Annotated in this window: 19 protein-coding genes, 1 tRNA gene and 1 pseudogene; 15 read left to right on the forward strand and 6 right to left on the reverse strand. The window is 36.6% G+C overall.

Annotation, left to right across the window (positions count from 1 at the left end; all coding sequences use genetic code 11):
* Nucleotides 1-152 precede the first annotated feature (152 nt).
* From E0W73_RS08680 to E0W73_RS08700, 6 genes are all read right to left on the reverse strand, one after another.
* Entirely contained in the window at nt 153-1,616 is a 1,464-nt protein-coding gene (locus E0W73_RS08680) for a magnesium chelatase (protein ID WP_135221691.1), read from the reverse strand.
* Between the two features lie 135 nt (nt 1,617-1,751).
* The gene (locus tag E0W73_RS08685) at nt 1,752-2,870 is read right to left on the reverse strand and encodes a vWA domain-containing protein (RefSeq protein WP_135221692.1); all 1,119 of its coding nucleotides are present in this window, start codon (nt 2,868-2,870) and stop codon (nt 1,752-1,754) included.
* Between the two features lie 106 nt (nt 2,871-2,976).
* Nucleotides 2,977-3,375, reverse strand: a complete 399-nt coding sequence (locus E0W73_RS08690) for a YchJ family protein (protein ID WP_244248457.1) — start codon at nt 3,373-3,375, stop codon at nt 2,977-2,979.
* Nucleotides 3,344-3,580: a hypothetical protein gene (locus E0W73_RS08695; RefSeq protein ID WP_135221693.1), complete on the reverse strand. Its 237-nt coding sequence runs from the start codon at nt 3,578-3,580 to the stop codon at nt 3,344-3,346. The genes E0W73_RS08690 and E0W73_RS08695 overlap by 32 nt, the downstream gene beginning before the upstream one ends.
* 117 nt (nt 3,581-3,697) lie before the next feature.
* Nucleotides 3,698-3,838, reverse strand: a complete 141-nt coding sequence (locus tag E0W73_RS21395) for a hypothetical protein (protein WP_162847680.1) — start codon at nt 3,836-3,838, stop codon at nt 3,698-3,700.
* Nucleotides 3,838-4,380 (reverse strand): hypothetical protein, encoded by a 543-nt coding sequence (locus tag E0W73_RS08700; protein WP_135221694.1) that lies wholly within the window; start codon nt 4,378-4,380, stop codon nt 3,838-3,840. Before E0W73_RS08700 ends, E0W73_RS21395 begins: the two co-directional genes overlap by 1 nt.
* A gap of 85 nt (nt 4,381-4,465) precedes the next feature.
* Between E0W73_RS08700 and E0W73_RS08705 the strand changes: the two genes are divergently transcribed.
* The 15 genes and pseudogenes from E0W73_RS08705 (at nt 4,466) to E0W73_RS08775 (ending at nt 18,843) form a co-directional block, all read left to right on the forward strand.
* Nucleotides 4,466-4,711 (forward strand): hypothetical protein, encoded by a 246-nt coding sequence (locus tag E0W73_RS08705; protein WP_135221695.1) that lies wholly within the window; start codon nt 4,466-4,468, stop codon nt 4,709-4,711.
* Between the two features lie 390 nt (nt 4,712-5,101).
* On the forward strand, nt 5,102-5,542 hold the full coding sequence (locus E0W73_RS08710) for a KTSC domain-containing protein (protein WP_135221696.1): 441 nt from the start codon (nt 5,102-5,104) through the stop codon (nt 5,540-5,542).
* A 260-nt stretch (nt 5,543-5,802) separates the two neighbouring features.
* On the forward strand, nt 5,803-6,564 hold the full coding sequence (locus E0W73_RS08715) for a DUF4369 domain-containing protein (protein ID WP_135221697.1): 762 nt from the start codon (nt 5,803-5,805) through the stop codon (nt 6,562-6,564).
* 18 nt (nt 6,565-6,582) lie between these two features.
* Nucleotides 6,583-6,969 (forward strand): annotated as a pseudogene (locus E0W73_RS08720) (peroxiredoxin family protein); the annotation flags it as partial.
* Nucleotides 6,970-7,548: 579 nt separating this feature from the next.
* Nucleotides 7,549-7,629: transfer RNA gene (locus tag E0W73_RS08725), tRNA-Tyr, on the forward strand.
* A 207-nt stretch (nt 7,630-7,836) separates the two neighbouring features.
* The gene (locus E0W73_RS08730) at nt 7,837-9,093 is read left to right on the forward strand and encodes an MFS transporter (RefSeq protein WP_135221698.1); all 1,257 of its coding nucleotides are present in this window, start codon (nt 7,837-7,839) and stop codon (nt 9,091-9,093) included.
* Between the two features lie 407 nt (nt 9,094-9,500).
* Complete coding sequence (locus tag E0W73_RS08735) at nt 9,501-10,262, forward strand: DeoR/GlpR family DNA-binding transcription regulator (RefSeq protein ID WP_135221699.1); 762 nt, start codon at nt 9,501-9,503, stop codon at nt 10,260-10,262.
* Nucleotides 10,263-10,282: 20 nt separating this feature from the next.
* Complete coding sequence (locus E0W73_RS08740; protein ID WP_135221700.1) at nt 10,283-11,686, forward strand: L-fucose/L-arabinose isomerase family protein; 1,404 nt, start codon at nt 10,283-10,285, stop codon at nt 11,684-11,686.
* 10 nt (nt 11,687-11,696) lie between these two features.
* Nucleotides 11,697-12,536 carry a transketolase gene (locus tag E0W73_RS08745; RefSeq protein ID WP_135221701.1) on the forward strand — a complete coding sequence of 280 codons (840 nt, stop codon included), beginning with the start codon at nt 11,697-11,699 and terminating at the stop codon, nt 12,534-12,536.
* A complete protein-coding gene (locus tag E0W73_RS08750; protein WP_135221702.1) occupies nt 12,536-13,492 on the forward strand; it encodes a transketolase family protein in 957 nt (318 codons plus the stop codon). Before E0W73_RS08745 ends, E0W73_RS08750 begins: the two co-directional genes overlap by 1 nt.
* On the forward strand, nt 13,489-14,409 hold the full coding sequence (locus E0W73_RS08755) for a D-ribose ABC transporter substrate-binding protein (RefSeq protein ID WP_135221703.1): 921 nt from the start codon (nt 13,489-13,491) through the stop codon (nt 14,407-14,409). The genes E0W73_RS08750 and E0W73_RS08755 overlap by 4 nt, the downstream gene beginning before the upstream one ends.
* Before the next feature lies 1 nt (nt 14,410).
* Complete coding sequence (locus tag E0W73_RS08760; RefSeq protein WP_135221704.1) at nt 14,411-15,025, forward strand: DUF2291 domain-containing protein; 615 nt, start codon at nt 14,411-14,413, stop codon at nt 15,023-15,025.
* 1 nt (nt 15,026) lies between these two features.
* Nucleotides 15,027-16,517, forward strand: a complete 1,491-nt coding sequence (locus tag E0W73_RS08765; RefSeq protein WP_135221705.1) for a sugar ABC transporter ATP-binding protein — start codon at nt 15,027-15,029, stop codon at nt 16,515-16,517.
* 14 nt (nt 16,518-16,531) lie between these two features.
* The gene (locus E0W73_RS08770; RefSeq protein ID WP_135221706.1) at nt 16,532-17,503 is read left to right on the forward strand and encodes an ABC transporter permease; all 972 of its coding nucleotides are present in this window, start codon (nt 16,532-16,534) and stop codon (nt 17,501-17,503) included.
* A 50-nt stretch (nt 17,504-17,553) separates the two neighbouring features.
* Nucleotides 17,554-18,843 carry a nucleoside hydrolase-like domain-containing protein gene (locus E0W73_RS08775; RefSeq protein ID WP_135221707.1) on the forward strand — a complete coding sequence of 430 codons (1,290 nt, stop codon included), beginning with the start codon at nt 17,554-17,556 and terminating at the stop codon, nt 18,841-18,843.
* Nucleotides 18,844-18,882: the final 39 nt, after the last annotated feature.

The following is an 18,882-nucleotide window of genomic DNA, read 5'->3' on the forward strand; positions in this document are numbered from 1 at the left end:
CACAAATTTTCACAAATTGATATTGCTAAATAGTTTGTGCAATTAGTTTGATTACAATCAATTCATGTAATTTGTGCTTTACTTCAAGTAATTTCCCCGACATCGTATGGTTATCGGCAATGTTTTATGTGTAAAAAATTCCTTTAACAGTCTTAAAATTTACTGATATAACTTCCGTAAATATCTCTAAACTGATTTCCTTTTTCAAATCGGTCTTTGCTCAGTTTTTTATATTCGACCAATCCCCACAAAATAAACTCTTTTAAAAAGTAAACATCATCTTTAGGGGTTTCTGGTTGGTATTTTTTAAGCAAATTATCCAAAGGCGCAACTTCGTCTAAAATAGTTTTATATTCTTCATCAGAAGCATCGTCTAATAATTCGAAACCACTTTCAGCAAAAAACCATTCTACTACATCTGAATATGGTGTTTTTTCGTCTGGTTTTTCTAATTTTTCGATTTTCGGAAAATAAAGGGGAAACAAAGTTCGAATCGCGGCACCAATCAGAGTTTCAGCCACAACATCGGCTCCCTCCTGCTCCCCTTCATAAACCAATTCGACTTTTCCTGTAATAGCTGGAATAATTCCGATAAAGTCAGACAAACGTAACGTTGTTTTCTCCGCTCCTGAAATTAAAGCACGACGTTCTGCCGTACTGATTAAATTTTCAAAGGCAGTAATACTCATTCTGGCGCTTACACCACTTTTATTGTCAATATATTCGCTTTCACGAGCTTCAAAACTAATCTGCTCCAAGATATCTCTTGCCAAACTTGGCACATAAACAATATCGGTCTGATTTTTATCTAATTTAGATTCTTGTTCCGTAATAGTTCTCGCAATAGCAATACTTTCAGGATAATGTGTTAGAATCTGAGATCCAATTCTATCTTTTAAAGGCGTAACAATACTTCCTCGATTCGTGTAATCTTCCGGATTTGCCGTAAAAACAAACTGCATATCCAAAGGCATTCTCAATTTAAATCCTCTAATTTGAATATCACCTTCTTGCAGAATATTAAACAATGCTACTTGAATTCTAGCTTGTAAATCGGGTAATTCGTTAATTACAAAAATGCAACGATTGGCTCTCGGAATCATTCCGAAATGAATTACTCGATCGTCTGCATAAGACAATTTCAAGTTTGCTGCTTTAATCGGGTCAACATCTCCAATCAAATCCGCGACGGTTACATCTGGAGTTGCCAGTTTTTCGAAGAAACGTTCACTTCTATGCAACCACGAAATTGGTGTCTCCTCTCCTTTTTCTGCAATTAAATCTTTAGCAAAACGCGAAATTGGATTTAGCGGATCATCATTAATTTCTGAACCTTCCACAAACGGAATGTACTCATCTAACAGTTCTATCATTTTACGAGCCAAACGTGTTTTAGCCTGCCCGCGAAGTCCCAATAAATTGATATTATGACGAGACAAAATAGCTCTTTCTAATTCTGGAATTACTGTATTTTCGAAACCATGCACACCTTCAAAAACAGGTTTTCCAGATTTTATTTTTTCACGAAGATTATTTCGCAATTCATCTTTTATGCTTGTACTCTTATATCCAGCGGCTTTTAATTGACCTAATGTCTTTATAGTATTTATTTCCATTGTATTGAAATATAGATTGTTTTATTTGTTGATTTGGATTGTGTTAGACGCACTGCGGTGCGTCTCTACAGTATGCGTTATATTTTCATCTGCAAAGAAACCTTAGCATCTTAGAACCTCAGAATCTTAGCAACTCTATTTAATCCGTTTCTTCCTATTCGCTTCATAATCTTCAAAAATCATTTCGCCCAAACCTTTAATTCCAGTATAAAATGCTTTTCCCTGATTGGCTTCTGTAAACTGATTTACGAAACGTTGCAAGTACGGATCCCTAGCAATCATAAATGTCGTAATCGGAATATGAAGTTTTCTTGCCTGTTGTGCCTGTGTGTAGCATTTGTCTACAATATATTCGTCCAGACCGTTGCTGTTCATATAATAAGAACCATCGCGTTCGCGAACGCAGCTTGGTTTTCCGTCGGTAATCATGAAAATCTGTTTGTTGGTATTTCGTTTTCTGCGTAGAATATCCATGGCCAATTGCAAACCGGCAACTGTATTGGTATGATACGGCCCAACTTGCAAATAAGGCAAATCTTTAATTGGAATAGTCCAGGCATCATTACCAAAAACCAAAATATCTAACGTATCTTTAGGATATCTTGTCGTTATTAATTCAGCCAAAGCCATTGCAACTTTTTTAGCCGGCGTAATTCGGTCTTCTCCATACAAAATCATACTGTGACTGATGTCAATCATGAGAACAGTACTCATTTGCGCTTTGTATTGTGCATCTTCAACAACCAAATCGTTTTCGGTTAGCATAAAACTTTCTACGCCGTTATTAACCTGAGCGTTGCGCAGACTTTCGGTTAGCGAAATTCTTTCTAAGCTGTCACCAAAATTATATTCACGGAACTCGCCAGTATGTTCATCACCGCTTCCTGCATATTTTGTTTTATGATTTCCGTTTCCAGAGCGTTTGAGGTTTCCAAAAATCTGATCTAAAGCCTGTTGTCTGATCGCCCTTTCGGTTTTTGCTGTAATTCCGAAACCAGAAGAGCCATCGTCTTTTACTTCATCTTTAATGTAGCCTTTCTTTTTTAGGTCTTCGATAAAATCGTCTATGGTGTAGTTCTCGTCGGTAAGTTTGTATTCTTGATCCAGTTCCCGAAGCCAGCTGATGGCTTCATCAAAATCGCCCGAAGTATGGGTAATCAACTCTTTAAAAATCGTAAAAAGTTTGTCAAACGGAGACTGAAAAGGAGCTTCGTAAGTCTTAAAATAAAAGCCTTTTTTAAATTCGTTTTTCATAAATCTAAAATTACACCTTTTTAGATTTATGAAAAACGAATCGTTTATTAATTTTTAGTTAAAATATTCAATCAAAAATCTCAACTAACAGTGTTAGATGTAATAATTATTCAAACTTTCCATCCAAATAATACCACGCATTATTTTCAAATTTAAAAGTTGAAAATTCGTAATGTACTTGAGGTTTATTATTTGAATCTAAAAAGTATGCTTTGAATTCGACAGTATTTTCAGTAAAACTCAAAATTTCGAGTTTCTGCCATTTATTGGAGACCGCCCATCTTAAAATTTCGGGTTTTGAATAATATTTCCTTTCTGAAACATAAGTGGTTTCCATTAGATAATCGGCATTATGAGTTGCATAAGCAGAATATCTGGAACGCATTAAGGCTAAGGCCGATGGGGCTTTTTTATCATTATTCAGATACAATCCACAGCAGTTCTCAAAAAGCAGTCCCGTGTCGCAGAAACATTTATGACTCTCCATCAACTGGCTCTTCTCCATTAATCTTTACATGAAGCTGGTTCAATAAAACCTGATAACGGGTAATTTCTCTCACTTCTTCATCTTCTTCAGCAAAATCAATCATCTCGTCTAATGTTTCGCTTACTTCTAATAATTTATTATTGGCTTCTCTATCATTCTTCGCAGCAATTAAATCAATGATTTCTTGTACGCTTGCTTTTAGGGTTTCGAATTTTGAATTCATATGGTTTTGTTTTTTTTTCGCCACGAATTACACCAATTTTCACTAATTTTTAATCTGGATTGAATACAAATTTCAAATAAAATTCGTGCTAATTCTTGAATTTGTGGCAACTTATATTTACTCTTTAGTTTCGTTATATTTTTTAACGATTTCTTTTAATTTTTCTTTTCTTGCAATTTCGGCTTGTTTGGCTTTTGCCTGGGCTTTGTGCAATTTATCGTTATGTTTTTTGATGTTTTTTTCGTTATTGCGTCCCATTATACTTCTCTTTTTATTTGTTCTAACGTTTTTTCTGTAAAAATCAATTCGGTGATAATTTGTTTTCTTAAATCATCGATATCCTCATAATCAAAATGTTTCGCCCAATTGGTCAGCTGTTGCAGGTTTCTTATTTGTTTCAATCTTTTAGTAGTTTCCGAACTTGTTCTTAAAACCGCTTTCCCATCGTATTCTGGATTATTTTTATGCTGATAGCTGGCTAAATTCTTTTCAAAGTCTGCTTCTATGTAATACAGTTTATCTGTTGCATTGTCTGGGTAAAATTCACTCCATTTAGCAAAACCAATTTTGGTTTTCGATTCTGTTTCTGGATCACGGGCAACTAATCGCCATTTACTGTTTGCAAGTCTTCCCCAATGATTTGAAACCCGGTACATTCCTTCTTCAGTGTAATAATAAGCGCTTCCTGCTTTGCTTTCAAATTGTTTCTTTAATCCCTGAATCGCTTCCGGAAGGACTTCGTGAAATGCGCAAAAGGTATTTTTAAAAGAATTTGGATGTGGCTTAAAGTTTTTTTGCATGTTGCAAATATACTCAGTTTGCAGCGAACTCCGAAAAACAATCCTTAATTGCTTACCTTTGCTTTTTAATTTAAATATAAAAATCATGTCTAAGGATTCAGAACAAAAAATGCCGCAAAAAGGAGTTTTTACCGGCATTATCGAAAAAGATGAAAATAACAATTATTTCTGCGGTGAATATCTTTTAGACTATAAAATGGTTCAGTCGAAATTTAATGTTGGTGATTGGATTACTATAAAATCGGTTATAGAAAACCCAAGCGACATGAGCTACGACAAATACCCAAAGAAATCTCGTAACTTCGATAAGGCTAATCATAAGCCGGAATAGTTTTTTGTTTCAGGTTTCAGGTTCTAAGTTTTAAGTTTTGTTGGAACGTAGAATTTTACCGCAAAGTTCGCAAAGGTTATTTATAGTAGGCTTATAGATTGAGATATTAAGTTCGCAAAGCTTTGTGTTGACATAGCTTTGCGAACTTTATGTTTATAAACATTACTCAGAAAAAATCTTAGCGTACTTTGCGTAAATCTTTGTGTACTTTGCGGTAGAAAAAAATCTTAGCGTACTTTGCAGTTAAATTAAACTTACGGTTAACTTTTTTTAATATTTTTTCCTTCAAAACTAAAAAGTTAAAAAAAAGTGTACCTTTGCAAAAAATTTGTCGATTTGAACTAAAACAAAACGATTTCAAACTAATAGACAAGTAGTTACCTTTTATTTATGAAAAAAATAGTTGAATACCGCAAGTTACTAAACGTAGACAAAACTGCAGAATTAAAAGATTTAAAAACAATTTATCGTAATGCGATGAAAGAATCTCATCCTGATAAATTTGTTGGAGATGAGGCCGGATTAAAAGCTGCAGAAGAAAAAAGTAAAACGATTATCGAAGCTTACCACTTTTTAGTAAGCATTCACCCTGATACTATCAAACTTAATTTACCAGAGTACACCGAAACGATTTCAACTTGCTCTATCACAGATTTCAAATTTGTTGAAGGTCGTTTAATCATTGATTTTTCTAACGGAAGTGTTTACGAATACATCAGTGTTCCAAAAGCAACTTACGTGAAAATGGTAAATGCTGATTCTCCTGCAAGATTTGCAAAAAGACATATTTTAAATGCTTTTACTTGGAGAAAGAAAACAAACCAAGAATAGTTTTACGTTAAAACATCAATAGAAGCACTCTTATTAAAGGGTGCTTTTTTTATGTGTAAAAATTACAAATTTGAACTACTAAGTTTTCAAATAAATTCAAAACCGTGAGTTTTAAATCAAATCGAACAGGCAAACACACTGATTTATTGAATATTAGACTCAAAAAAACTATAACAAAATTTTAGGTTGCAAAATTCTGTATGTTTTATATTTTTAGATACTTTTGTTGCACAAATCATTTAACTAATTAATTTTTTATAATGAAAAAAATACTTTTTTTACTTACGGCATCTGCAGCTATCATTTCATGCAGCAAAGTTAAAGACGGAGAATATCTAATTACGGGTACTGCAAAAGGAATTGAAAACGGAAAAACAATCATCTTACAAGGAATGGATCCGGCTACAAGAATGACAGTTGCTCTTGACACAGTAAAAGTTGCAGACGGAAAATTTGAAATAAAAGGTAAAGTTACTGAGCCTGCTTTTCATACATTAATTCTTCAGGATGCAAACGCTCCGATTCCTTTTATCTTAGAAACAGGAGAAATCAAAATTGACATCGACAAGGATAGCATCCAAAGAACTAAAGTTTCTGGAACATACAACAATGATGAGTATGTGAAATTTGACGAAGATTTAAGAAAAACTCAAAAAAGCTTAATTGATTTTCAAAAAAACAACAATGAGAAAATGAAGCAAGCGCAACAAGCACAAGATACAGCTACTATCAACAGCTTGATGAAACAATATATGACTATCCAGACAGAAGTTCAGGAAAACAGCAAAAAGAAGTATTTAGCTTATGCTGAAGGTCATCCAAAATCTTACATCTCTGCATTGATCATCCAAAGCATGATTAATGACCCAAGCGCAGACATTAAAAAAGCAGAAAGCTTATACAATTCTTTAGACGAATCTGTTAAAAACACAACACCAGGTAAAGAAATCAAAACTAGACTTGGACAAGCAAAATTACCTGCAGTAGGTGCATCCGCAGCTCCTGTTGGTAGCGCTAAATGAAGAGCAGATTTTTCGGCTCCAAATCCAGACGGAAAAGTAGTTTCGCTTAAGGAAAGCCTAGGAAAAGTTACTATCGTTGATTTCTGGGCTTCATGGTGCGGACCATGCCGAAAAGAAAATCCGAATATCGTAGCCCTTTATAAAGAACTTCATTCAAAAGGTCTAAACATCATTGGTGTTTCCTTGGATAAGGATGCTGCAAAATGGAAAGAAGCGATTGCAAAAGATGGTTTAACCTGGACGCATGTTTCGAATCTAAAATTTTGGGACGAACCAATTGCAAAACAATATCAAGTTGAAGCAATTCCAGCGACTTTTATTCTTGATGCATCAGGAAAAGTGGTAGCTCAAGATTTAAGAGGGCCAGAATTGAAGGCTAAAGTTTTAGAGCTTTTAGCTAAATAGCACTAAATATCAAAACAAAGAAATCTCCCTTAGTGGAGATTTTTTTATTTTAATAATTCATCATTGGAAAGTATTAAAAAAGAATATTATCAATTCAACTCGTTGGGTGAAATTATTTTCAACACATAGAAACATAGTTTAACTAAACTTAAAAAAGGCGTTTCACTAGTCTAAATGCACATAGTTTAGCTATGTGTGGAAACTTGTTTGTTCCATTTTCTTTTTTCGGCACAAAAAACCATCCTTCTATGTGTTAAAATGCTTTTATTTTTTAATTACACCCAACGGGTTATCAATTCAATATTTATTTACAAAAAAAGCAGCAATAGCAGAGCCTAACGACTTTTGAGGCTTAAAAACGATTTGACAAATTCTATAAAAAACCAAAAGAATAATCTTACTTTTAAAAATAAACAAAAAAAAAATTCGGGACAAGCGTTTTTTATTCTGTTCAATTCCAAGCGATTAAAAAATATCTTTAAAATAACTTAAAATTAAGTCGTTTTTTTGTTTGGAAATGTAGAAAGAGTTCCTATCTTTGCAACCGCTTAGAACAACAAAGCACAACGCTAGAGATTCGGGGAGATACTCAAGCGGCCAACGAGGGCAGACTGTAAATCTGCTGTGAAAACTTCGCAGGTTCGAATCCTGCTCTCCCCACAAAACCTGTAAATCTTTTGATTTACAGGTTTTTTAATTTTACCCTGTTTTTCAGATTTTTTAAAACTAATCAATCGCAAAAGTGGATCAATCGCAAAAATTCAGAAGTTGGAAAAAATTAAGCATACATAAACAAGCAACATGCAAAACAATTCTTTCCCGTTGCATTTGAATTCGTATATTCGGCCTTTATTTTGAAAAAAGAGAATGATTGCTAAATTGAATGAAAAAAAATCCTATCCGTGGATTGTTGTTGGCCTGCTTTGGTTTGTTGCTTTATTGAATTATTTAGACCGACAAATGCTCTCTACAATGAAATCAGCGATGATGGATGACATTCCTGAATTGGCTAAAGCTGAAAATTTTGGCTTTTTGATGGCTATCTTTCTTTGGATTTATGCACTTATGAGCCCTGTGTCCGGAATTATCGCTGATCGGTTTAACCGAAAAAGAATTATTATAGGTAGTCTTTTTATCTGGTCAGGGGTGACTATGGCGATGGGCTATGCCACAACTTTCAATCAGATTTATATTTTGCGAGGCATTATGGGTTTTAGTGAAGCTTTTTATATTCCAGCCGCATTATCCTTAATTGCAGATTACCATCAGGAAAAAACACGTTCATTTGCAATTGCGATTCATACCACCGGAATTTATTTAGGTCAGGCGCTGGGGGGGTTTGGAGCTACTATTTCTAAGCATTTTTCCTGGCATTTCAGCTTTCACTCCGTAGGTTTACTTGGTGTAGTTTATAGTTTAGTACTTATATTTTTATTACGAGAAAAGAAAGCATACTTTTTTGATTCTTCAAAAATATCATCTGTCACGTTTGAGTTTAGGCAAATGTTCAAAGGATTAGGAATATTATTCGGCAATATCTCCTTTTGGGTGTTACTTTTCTATTTCGCTGCCCCAAGTTTACCAGGCTGGGCTGCCAAAAACTGGTTGCCTACCTTGTTTACCGAAACTTTACATTTAGATATGTCTCTCGCAGGACCAATGGCAACAGTAACCATTTCGATGGCTTCTTTTTTTGGTGTTTTAATTGGCGGCGCGATTTCTGATAAATGGGTGATGAAACATCTTAAAGGACGTATTTATACAAGCACTATCGGATTGTTTCTTACCATTCCTGCATTGTTCCTATTTGGATACTGCTGCAATATTGAAGCTATTATTTTTGGCGCGATTCTTTTTGGACTTGGATTTGGAATGTACGACACCAACAACATGCCGATTCTCTGCCAGTTTGTTGCACCTCGCTATAGGGCTACAGGATATGGAATCATGAATTTTGTAGGTATTTCAGCTGGCGCCGTTATCACCGAGTTTTTAGGAAAAGCAGCCGATAATGGAGGAATGAGACAAGTATTTGTACTACTCTTATTTGTCGTGATTACTGCCATTGTCTTACAACTGATGACGCTGAATCCAAAAACTATAGATATGACCGAGGAGAAATGAGGTTAAGGTGTACTTCTTTCTGAAAAACTTCCAATGACAACATTATTTAAATTAATGCAGCTGTAGCCGATTACAATTGCTTTCTCTCTCATGAAGCGAAATATAATATGCTGCAGTGAAGCCTTAAGTTTAAATTCAGCCCCACCCATGAAACCTGCAAATCGAATTTGCAGGTTTTTTTTGGCACTTTTTAAGAGTAGTACGCAATGTAAACAACACATAAACTAAAATGTTGAACATTATTCCTATATAAAGTGTAAAACTGAAACACAATAATTTTAAATTTTCTTTTATTTTCTTTTATTTATCTTTGTTTTTCTTTTATTTTTATTTAAGTTTGTTTTTATATTGTTTTTTAGCCTTTTAATTTATTTTATATTTGTTATTCATAACTGAAACAAATAAATATGTTAGCAAATCAAAGAAGAGAAAAAATTCTAGATCTTTTAAAAGAGGATGGCTTTGCCAAAGTAAATGATCTAGCGCGATTATTTAAAGTTACAGAAGTAACTATACGTCAAGACCTTGAGAAACTAGAAAGTGAAGGATTGATCCTCAAAGAACATGGCGGCGCAAGCATTAAAAACGTAGAAGATCAAGTTAAGAGTTTTTCTCTACAACGTCAGGAAAATCTTGAACAGAAATCGGCTATTGCACAAAAATGCCTTGAATTCATAGAAAATGGAGACACGATTATTCTCGATTCGGGGTCGACAACAACAGAAATTGCAAAAAAACTAAAGGGTTTAAAACAATTAACAGTAATTACTAATGCCTTAAACATAGCATTATTGTTGGGAGCTGATCCTGACATAGAGGTCATTATGACGGGAGGCGAATTCAAACCGCCGACATTGTCATTGACAGGACAAAAGGCTGCTGACTTTTTTAAAGGACTGAATGTGCAGAAATTATTTTTAGCGACAGCTGGAATCTCATTAAAAGCCGGCCTTACCTATCCTAGCATTAGTGACTTGGTCGTAAAAAAAGCGATGATCGAGGCCGCAGATGTCACCTATCTTGTAGCGGACAGCACTAAAATGGGCAAAAGCGCATTAGCCAGCCTAGGGGCTTTGTCGTTAATAGATTATATAATTACTGATGACAATATTGAAGAAAAACACAAACAAGTATTTAGAGACAACGAAATCGAAGTAATAGTAGCATAAAAAAACTTAATTAATAATACATGGTAATATCAACACTAGGGGTAATAATTGGAAATAGAGATTTTTTTCCGGACAGTTTGGTTGAAAAAGCTAGACTTGAAATTATTGACGTTTTTGCCCAATTAAACATCAAACCTATTCTATTAGACAACACCGATACAAAACTTGGCGGCGTAGAAACGTATAAAGAAGCGCAGAAGTGTGCTGAATTATTCAAAAGACACCAGGATGAGATTATGGGAGTACTGGTGTTGCTGCCCAATTTTGGTGATGAAAAAGGCGTGGCCGACACTTTAAAACTTGCTAACCTAAATGTTCCGGTTCTCATACAGGCCTATCCTGACGAACTAACCAAATTAAACGTGGCTAATAGACGTGATTCTTGGTGCGGCAAAATTTCAGTCTGCAATAATCTATATCAGTATGGCATAAAATATTCTTTGACAAGCCAGCACGTTATGAGTCCGTCTGACCCTGTTTTCCAAAAAGACTTGTTAGACTTCATTGCTGTCTGCCGAGTAGTCAAAGGTATGCGCAATGTACGTATTGGAGCTATCGGAGCTAGACCTGGAGCATTTAATACTGTTCGTTATTCTGAAAAGATTCTGCAAAGAAACGGCATTACGGTAACTACAGCAGATTTGTCTGAAATTTTAGGAAAAGCAAATAAGTTAACCGCAGAAGACGAATCAGTAAAACAACATCTACAGTCCATAAACGCTTATGTTGCTCAAGGTAAAACACCTAACGAGGCCATGCTCCAAATAGCAAAATTAGATGTTGTCCTAAAAGAGTTTATGGAAGAACACGCTCTCGATGCTACTGCCATTCAATGCTGGACTTCATTACAGCAAAATTACGGTTGCAATGTGTGCACAAGCATGAGTATCATGAGTGAAAACATGCTTCCGAGCGCCTGCGAAGTAGACGTTACCGGAACGTTGAGTATGTACGCCATGCAGCTGGCTTCGGGTTCTCCAAGTGCGTTGGTTGATTGGAATAACAACTATGCCGATGATCCTGAAAAATGTGTTTTATTTCACTGCGGGAACTGGGCTAAATCATTTATTCCAGACATTCAGTTAAGCACTGCTCCTATTTTAGGAACTACCGTAGGAGTTGAAAATACGTATGGCGCATTAGACGGAAGAACACCTGCCATGCCGCTTACTTACGGCAGAATCAGTACCGATGATCCAAAAGGGATCATTAAAGTCTACATTGGTGAAGGCGAACTTACAGATGACGCATTAAATACATTTGGCAATAGAGCTGTCGCTCAAATACCTGACCTTCAAGGGTTGATGCAGTACATCTGCAAAAACGGATTTGAGCACCACGTTGTAATGAACGCCTCAAAAACAGCCGCAATCTTAGAAGAAGCTCTAGGAAATTATATGGGCTGGGAAGTTTATAAACACTAAATGAATCAAGATGCACATTGCAGAATTAAAACGAAAATCAATAGAGAGTAGGAAAAAAATACTCAAATATATCTACAATGCCAAAGCAGGACATACTGGAGGAAGCCTCTCTATTGTGGATATTCTGAATGTATTGTACAATGATGTCATGAACATTTCTCCGGAAAACTTCAATTCTAAGAACAAGGATGTCTTTATTCAGAGCAAAGGACACTCTGTTGAAGCTTTGTATGTAGTTTTAGCAGACAAGGGCTTTTTTCCCGAAGAAGATTTATTATCGCTTTGCCAATACAACTCTCCGTACATTGGGCATCCTACTAAAAGCATTCCTGGAATCGAACAAAATACAGGCGGCCTAGGGCACGGATTGCCGATTTGCGCCGGAGCGGCTTTGGCGGCGAAAAAAGACAACTCGGATGCAAAAGTGTTTACAATTCTTGGTGACGGCGAAATGGCAGAAGGCTCAAACTGGGAGGCTATGATGTTTGCCTCGCATTACAAACTAGATAATCTGTGTGCTATCTTAGACTATAACAAACTCCAAATTACGGCCTCAAACGCTGACGTTATGGGACTAGAACCTATAGATAAAAAACTGGAGGCTTTTGGCTGGGCGGTAACCCATGTGGACGGGCATGATTTGGATGAACTTTCTAAAACGCTAAATAGTTTACCATTAGAAAACGGCAAGCCTTCCTTTATCATTGCCCACACAACTAAAGGAAAAGGTGTCAGCTATATGGAAAATGTCCTGAAATGGCATCATGGCGTTCCTACAGAAGAACAATACAATTTGGCTATAGCAGAATTAGACCTGCAATTACAAGAACTTGAAACTGTCTTAAAATAATGGTAGAAATAAAAACAATTGACGCCGCTAATCTAGAAGTCTTTTCTGAAGTCCTTCAATCGTTGGCCGCTACAGATAGAGACATTACGGTGGTTACGAGCGACTCTCGCGGATCAGGAAAGTTAGTGCCGTTTGGACAGAAATATCCAGACCAGATTGTCGAAGTTGGTATTGCCGAACAGAATCTTGTTGGCGTTGCCACCGGACTGGCGAGCATGGGCAAGAAAGCATTTGCCGTCTCCCCTGCCTGTTTCCTTACGGCAAGAGCATTAGAACAGATTAAAAATGATGTCGCTTATTCTGACAATCCTGTAAAATTAATCGGTATTAGTGCTGGCGTAAGTTATGGTGCTTTAGGAACAACACACCACAGTTTGCATGATTTTGCAGTGCTGAGGGCAATTAACAACATCACGATTGTAGCCCCTGCAGACAATTACGAGACAGCAGAAGCCATTAAGCAGGTGGCTGAAATGCATAGCCCTGTTTACCTCCGCTTCGGCAAAAAAACGATGCCGGCAAACCTGAATGCAACTGGTTCAGATTTCAAGATTGGAAAAGGTCGTGTTGTTCAGGAAGGAAGCGATTTGACTTTTATTGCTACTGGCGAGGCTGTGCTTCCTTGTGTAGAAGCGGCAAAACTTCTAGAAAAAGAACATAATATCAGTTGTAAAATCATCAGTATTCATACTATCAAACCTTTGGATTCTGAATTATTATTGGCTGTTGCCGAAAATAAAAAACCGATTATTACCGTTGAAGAACATTCCATCAATGGTGGACTAGGTGAAGCTGTTGCGTCTTTATTATTTCAAAACGGAAATACGAACAAATTCAAAATTGTAGGATTGCCGGATGACCATACCGTTTCTGGTTCGCAGACCGAAATTTTCAATCATTATGGCATATCGGCCGACGGACTAAAAAATACTGCCTTAAATCTTTTAAGCTTATGAAAATAAGACATCTTTCCTTGGTACTTGCAATGATGGTTTTAATTTTGGGCTGCTCTTCAAAAGAAAAGGCTGAAAAACCAAAAATTGCAGTTGTGGTTTCGACATTAAACAATCCATGGTTCGTAATGCTGGCGGAATCAGCAGCCGAGAATTCCCGAAAATTAGGATACGAAGCCAAAATATTTGATTCACAGAATAATCCGGCCATTGAATCGGATAACTTTGAGAATCTTATTTCTTCGGGTTACGACGCTATCCTTTTGAACCCAACCGATTCTGACGGTTCTATTTCGAGCATATTGAAAGCAAAAACTGCCGGAATTCCTGTGTTTTGTATGGACAGGGAAGTCAATACTGATGATGCGGCTACAAGCCAGATCCTATCAGACAACTATTCTGGCTGTGTTTCTATCGGAATTGAATTTGTAAAGGAACTAAAAGAAAAAGGAAAGTATGTCGAAATTTTAGGACTTGTCGGCGACAATAATACGTGGGCACGATCAAAGGGATTCCATTCTGTTGTAGATCATTTTCCTAATCTGAAAATGGTGGCACAGCAAAGCGGTAATTTCGACCGTACCAAAGCTATGGAAGTTTTAGAAACCATTATGCAGGCAAATCCGGATATTGACGCTGTTTTTTGCGGTAACGATGCCATGGCGATGGGCGCTTTTCAGGCCTTACAAGCAGCAGGAAAAGAATACAATGTCAAGATTTTTGGATTTGACGGAGCCTCAGATGTAATCGAAAAAATCAGAGAAAAAAAAATTGTGGCTACAGGCATGCAGTTTCCGAAAGTAATGGCCCAGACCGCAGCGCAGTTTGCTGACGAATATTTCAAGGGAAGAAAAACATTTCCTCAAAGAGTTCCCGTAGAAGTTGAACTGATCAATGCATCGAACATAAAAGACTATTAAGATGAAAAGAAAGTATTTGTATATTTTAGCCCTTCTCGCAATAGCTCTTTTAGGATATAACTCGGTTTATTTCAAAAAGCTGAGCGATGTCAAAAAAGCACAAAAGGAATCTTTTGACTTTAAAGCCTATGCCGATTCTCTTTATTATAAAGGTATTTTAAAAAGCAAAAAGACTGTTGATCTTACCAACTTGATTTCTTCCCTGAAATCCGACCCAAGTGCGGCTTTTGAAAAATTCGGAAACAGGTTAGGCATCGGAAATTCGGCCTATTTTATGATTAAAAGCACGGGAAAAATCATTGATATAAAAGATGGCATCTATACCGTTGCAGACGAACATAATGGTGTTGTATTTATTGATACAAAATACATTTTCGGAAATGATTTAAGAGATGCTTCGGGACTGGTAAAACTAACCGATTTTAAGACCAACGCACAATTCAACAAAGTATCTGAAAGCTTAAATGATATTGTTCGAAATGAAGTGATTCCGAAAGAAATCAAAACTGTAAAATTAGGGGACAGCATTTCATTTTCGGGAGCTGTCAAATTAAGCAAAAAACAGACCTTGTTTACGGACCTTTTAATTATTCCTTCACAAATTAAACTTCAGTAAATTGTTACAGGCAATAAACATATCGAAAGAATTTCCAGGGGTAAAAGCACTCAATCAGGTTAATTTCACATTTTATCCTGGAAGAGTCAATGCCATACTCGGAGAAAATGGCGCAGGAAAATCTACGTTATTAAAAATTTTGACGGGCGTTTACACTGAATATGATGGCGAAATTAAACTAAACGGGGAAACTGTCTCGTTTTCGAATATAAAAGAAGCCCAGAATGCAGGCATCGCCATTATTCATCAGGAATTAAATTTGATTCCGGAACTCAGCGTAACCCAAAATTTATTTTTAGGACGAGAAATTTTAACGCCGCTTGGAATTTTAGATGCCACAAAAATGGAAATAGAAGCCAAACGCATTTTTGAAAAAATCCAATTAAACGTTTCTCCAAAAACGTTGGTACAGCAGCTAAAAGTAGGAGAACAGCAATTAGTTGAAATTGCAAAAGCACTTCTCTGCAATGCCAATGTCATTTTAATGGACGAACCGACCTCTGCCTTAAGCGACAAGGAAATAGACAATCTTCATCGTATAATTTTTGAATTAAAAAAAGAAGGAAAAACGATTGTCTACATTTCGCACAAAATGGATGAATTGTTTAAAATCGCCGAAAATTATACTGTTTTAAGAGACGGAAACAGCATCGATGAGGGAGAAATGAAGGATACGACCGAAAACGATTTGATTCGAAAAATGGTTGGACGTGATGTTCTTATTGACAAAAAATGCACTCAGAGCCAATTTGAAAATACCATTTTAAAAGTAGGAAACCTGAACTTAATTCATCCAAATGATAAAAAAAGAAAGCTTCTTCATGATATTTCTTTTGAACTGAAAAAAGGAGAAATTTTGGGGATATTCGGTCTGATGGGTGCCGGAAGGACTGAACTTTTGGAAACCTTGTTTGGCATGCATCCCGCAAACAGCACCTATAGCTTAGAAATCAATCAAAAAAATGTTCTTCACAAAAAACCAAAAGAAGCCATTGAAAATGGATTAGCATTTGTAACCGAAGACCGTAAAACAGAAGGACTCGTTTTAGGAATGGACATTTCGTCTAATATCAGTTTAACAAACTTACCTGTCTCTGGTTTTTTAGAACCCTCAAAAGAAAAAAACGCTTCCAAAAACTATATTGAAAAGTTACGCATCAAAACCCCGTCAGAAATGCAATTGTGCCAAAATCTAAGCGGCGGCAATCAACAAAAAGTAGTTCTGGCAAAATGGCTCGCGACCAATCCTCAGATTTTAATGATGGATGAGCCAACACGTGGAATTGATATTAACGCCAAAAGCGAAATTTACAACCTAATAAAAGAACTTGCTGCTGACCACATGAGTATTTTATTAGTTTCGTCTGAAATTCCCGAAATACTTGCTCTTTCGGATAGGATTTTGGTAATGGCGGAAGGAAAAATAAAAGCTTGCTATTTAGCAGCCGAAGCTAATGAAGATAAACTATTGAAATCGGCTTTACCAGACTAACACTTACTACTACTATGACTATCTCCTTAAACCACCCACTTATCAAAAAATCGCAGTCGTTGATTGCACTCTTTCTCTTGTGTCTGCTTTTCAGCCTATTATCGGACAAATTCATGACCAGCGCCAATCTTTGGAATGTATTAAGGCAAATATCTGTAAATGTATGTATTTCTGTCGGAATGACTTTAGTAGTCTTGATGGCAGGAATTGATCTTTCCGTAGGTTCTGTACTAGGTTTTACCGCAGCAGTTTGTGCAGGTTTATTGAAAAACGGACTCGCCTTTGAGTCTCTGGATTTATTTGTCGGCTTTTCCGTTTTAGGAGCCATTTTGGTTTCCATTCTTATTGGTTTGGCCTTGGGGCTTTTCAACGGCTGGGTGATCACCAAATTCTCCATTCCGCCCTTTGTAGCCACGCTTGCCATGCTCACCATTGCGCGAGGATTGACCATGCTTTACACAGAAGGTATTCCTATTTCTAATTTAGGTGCCGAATTTGAATTCATAGGTTCTGGTTGGATTTTAGGGATTCCCGCTCCTGTGTGGATTTCTATACTTATGGTGCTGATTGTGCTCTTTTTAACCAAAAAAACAACTTTTGGAAGATATATTTATGCCATTGGCGGTAATGAGCGAGCTGCATTTTTATCCGGAATCAACATCAATAAAATAAAATTGGCAGTTTACGGAATCGCCGGAATGATGGCCGCTGTTGGTGGTGTTCTGGTAACTTCGAGGCTCAACTCAGCGCAGCCAAATGCCGGTATAAGTTACGAACTGGATTCAATTGCAGCCGTAGTTATTGGCGGAACATCTCTTTCTGGCGGTATTGGTACGGTGGCAGGTACAGTAATCGGTGCCGTAATTATCGGAGTTTTAAACAACGGTTTGGTTTTACTGGATGTTTCTCCTTTTTGGCAACAGGTCGTAAAAGGCTTCGTAATTCTACTAGCGGTTATCATTGATAAAATGAATCAGAAAAAATAACCTATCAGACCACTCCTCTCTTAAACAACTGACCAAATAAAAAACAAAAAATGAAAAAGCTTATTTTCTCAATTCTATTTTGTGCTATTTCTACAGCTACTATAGCCCAAAAGCCCGTGCCTGTTAAGCCAAGAGTCTTAGTAAGCACCGATATTGGCGGTACCGACCCAGACGACAATCAATCTATGATCCATCTGCTGATGTACAGTGAGAAATTTGATTTGGAAGGATTGGTTTCTTCTCCTTCGTATGGCGAAGGTAATAAGGAAGAAATACTGCGAACTATCGATTTGTATGAAAAGGATCTTCCAAAACTACAAAAGCACGTTAAAGGTTTAGCTACGCCAAAATACCTTCGTTCCATAACAAAACAAGGGAGAAAAGGTCCTGCACCCTATGACGGATTTAAAACTTCAACAGAAGGTTCTGACTGGATTATAAAATGTGCACAAAAAAAAAGCAAACAACCACTTTGGATATTGGTTTGGGGAGGTCTTGACGATTTAGCACAGGCATTGCACGATAAGCCAGAAATACAAAAAAATATCAAAGTATTCTTTATAGGCGGACCCAACAAAAAATGGAGTGCAAACAGTTACGCTTATATAGCGGAGAATTTCCCAAATCTTTGGTTCATAGAATCCAATTCGTCTTATTACGGATTTTTCTCAGATGATGTAGCCGAAAATTTAAATGGGAAAAATTATTATAAAAACTATATCAAACAAGCCGGCTTTTTAGGCAAGGACTACGAAAATAACCGTTACAAAGGAAGACTGAAAATGGGCGATACGCCGTCATTATTATACATGATGGACGGAGACCCTAACGATCCAACTAAAGAAAGCTGGGGAGGAAGTTACGTAAAGTTTCAGCACAGTCCGAGAATTGTATTTGAAAGAAATACGTCAATTCAGGATACTGTACCGGTTTTCTCTGTAATGGAATTCCGTTTTAAAGGTCCAGTAGTGAGTATGCCGAAAGATTCTGTCTGTCTTACAATGACGGTTCAGGCAGAAATTGGAGAACAAAAATGGGACGGATTTTATCAAGGTAACGGAAATTATGTGGTGCGATATTCTCCTAAACGTACTGAAAAACTAACTTATAAAATAACTTCGAGCATTCCCGGATTCGAAACACAAGACGGCACTTTTTTCGTAAGCAATCTTTGGCCAGGGAAACACAATCCAACTGATTATAATTTGGGCAAAAATTGGTATACCGATAGACAGAATCCTGAGCTTTTTGACGGTATTTGGCAAGGCGGCAAAACGGTTCTAAAATGGAGAAGCGATGTTTTGCTGGATTGGGCTAAACGTTGGGAATGGCTGCAATAATTCACTATGTTCCTTAACCAAAATTATTAATTATTGCCA

Origin of the sequence: Flavobacterium foetidum (assembly GCF_004634245.1) — a bacterium.
Classification (GTDB): domain Bacteria; phylum Bacteroidota; class Bacteroidia; order Flavobacteriales; family Flavobacteriaceae; genus Flavobacterium; species Flavobacterium foetidum.

What these genes read in the sequence shown, in the direction of transcription:
- E0W73_RS08680 (WP_135221691.1), bottom strand. Translation starts at nt 1,616, where the DNA reads ATGGAAATAAATACTATAAAGACATTAGGTCAATTAAAAGCCGCTGGA.
- E0W73_RS08705 (WP_135221695.1), top strand. Translation starts at nt 4,466, where the DNA reads ATGTCTAAGGATTCAGAACAAAAAATGCCGCAAAAAGGAGTTTTTACC.
- E0W73_RS08715 (WP_135221697.1), top strand. Translation starts at nt 5,803, where the DNA reads ATGAAAAAAATACTTTTTTTACTTACGGCATCTGCAGCTATCATTTCA.
- E0W73_RS08755 (WP_135221703.1), top strand. Translation starts at nt 13,489, where the DNA reads ATGAAAATAAGACATCTTTCCTTGGTACTTGCAATGATGGTTTTAATT.
- E0W73_RS08770 (WP_135221706.1), top strand. Translation starts at nt 16,532, where the DNA reads ATGACTATCTCCTTAAACCACCCACTTATCAAAAAATCGCAGTCGTTG.
- E0W73_RS08745 (WP_135221701.1), top strand. Translation starts at nt 11,697, where the DNA reads ATGCACATTGCAGAATTAAAACGAAAATCAATAGAGAGTAGGAAAAAA.
- E0W73_RS08775 (WP_135221707.1), top strand. Translation starts at nt 17,554, where the DNA reads ATGAAAAAGCTTATTTTCTCAATTCTATTTTGTGCTATTTCTACAGCT.
- E0W73_RS08760 (WP_135221704.1), top strand. Translation starts at nt 14,411, where the DNA reads ATGAAAAGAAAGTATTTGTATATTTTAGCCCTTCTCGCAATAGCTCTT.
- E0W73_RS08700 (WP_135221694.1), bottom strand. Translation starts at nt 4,380, where the DNA reads ATGCAAAAAAACTTTAAGCCACATCCAAATTCTTTTAAAAATACCTTT.
- E0W73_RS08695 (WP_135221693.1), bottom strand. Translation starts at nt 3,580, where the DNA reads ATGAATTCAAAATTCGAAACCCTAAAAGCAAGCGTACAAGAAATCATT.
- E0W73_RS08710 (WP_135221696.1), top strand. Translation starts at nt 5,102, where the DNA reads ATGAAAAAAATAGTTGAATACCGCAAGTTACTAAACGTAGACAAAACT.
- E0W73_RS08730 (WP_135221698.1), top strand. Translation starts at nt 7,837, where the DNA reads ATGATTGCTAAATTGAATGAAAAAAAATCCTATCCGTGGATTGTTGTT.
- E0W73_RS08690 (WP_244248457.1), bottom strand. Translation starts at nt 3,375, where the DNA reads ATGGAGAAGAGCCAGTTGATGGAGAGTCATAAATGTTTCTGCGACACG.
- E0W73_RS08685 (WP_135221692.1), bottom strand. Translation starts at nt 2,870, where the DNA reads ATGAAAAACGAATTTAAAAAAGGCTTTTATTTTAAGACTTACGAAGCT.
- E0W73_RS08740 (WP_135221700.1), top strand. Translation starts at nt 10,283, where the DNA reads ATGGTAATATCAACACTAGGGGTAATAATTGGAAATAGAGATTTTTTT.
- E0W73_RS08750 (WP_135221702.1), top strand. Translation starts at nt 12,536, where the DNA reads ATGGTAGAAATAAAAACAATTGACGCCGCTAATCTAGAAGTCTTTTCT.
- E0W73_RS21395 (WP_162847680.1), bottom strand. Translation starts at nt 3,838, where the DNA reads ATGGGACGCAATAACGAAAAAAACATCAAAAAACATAACGATAAATTG.
- E0W73_RS08735 (WP_135221699.1), top strand. Translation starts at nt 9,501, where the DNA reads ATGTTAGCAAATCAAAGAAGAGAAAAAATTCTAGATCTTTTAAAAGAG.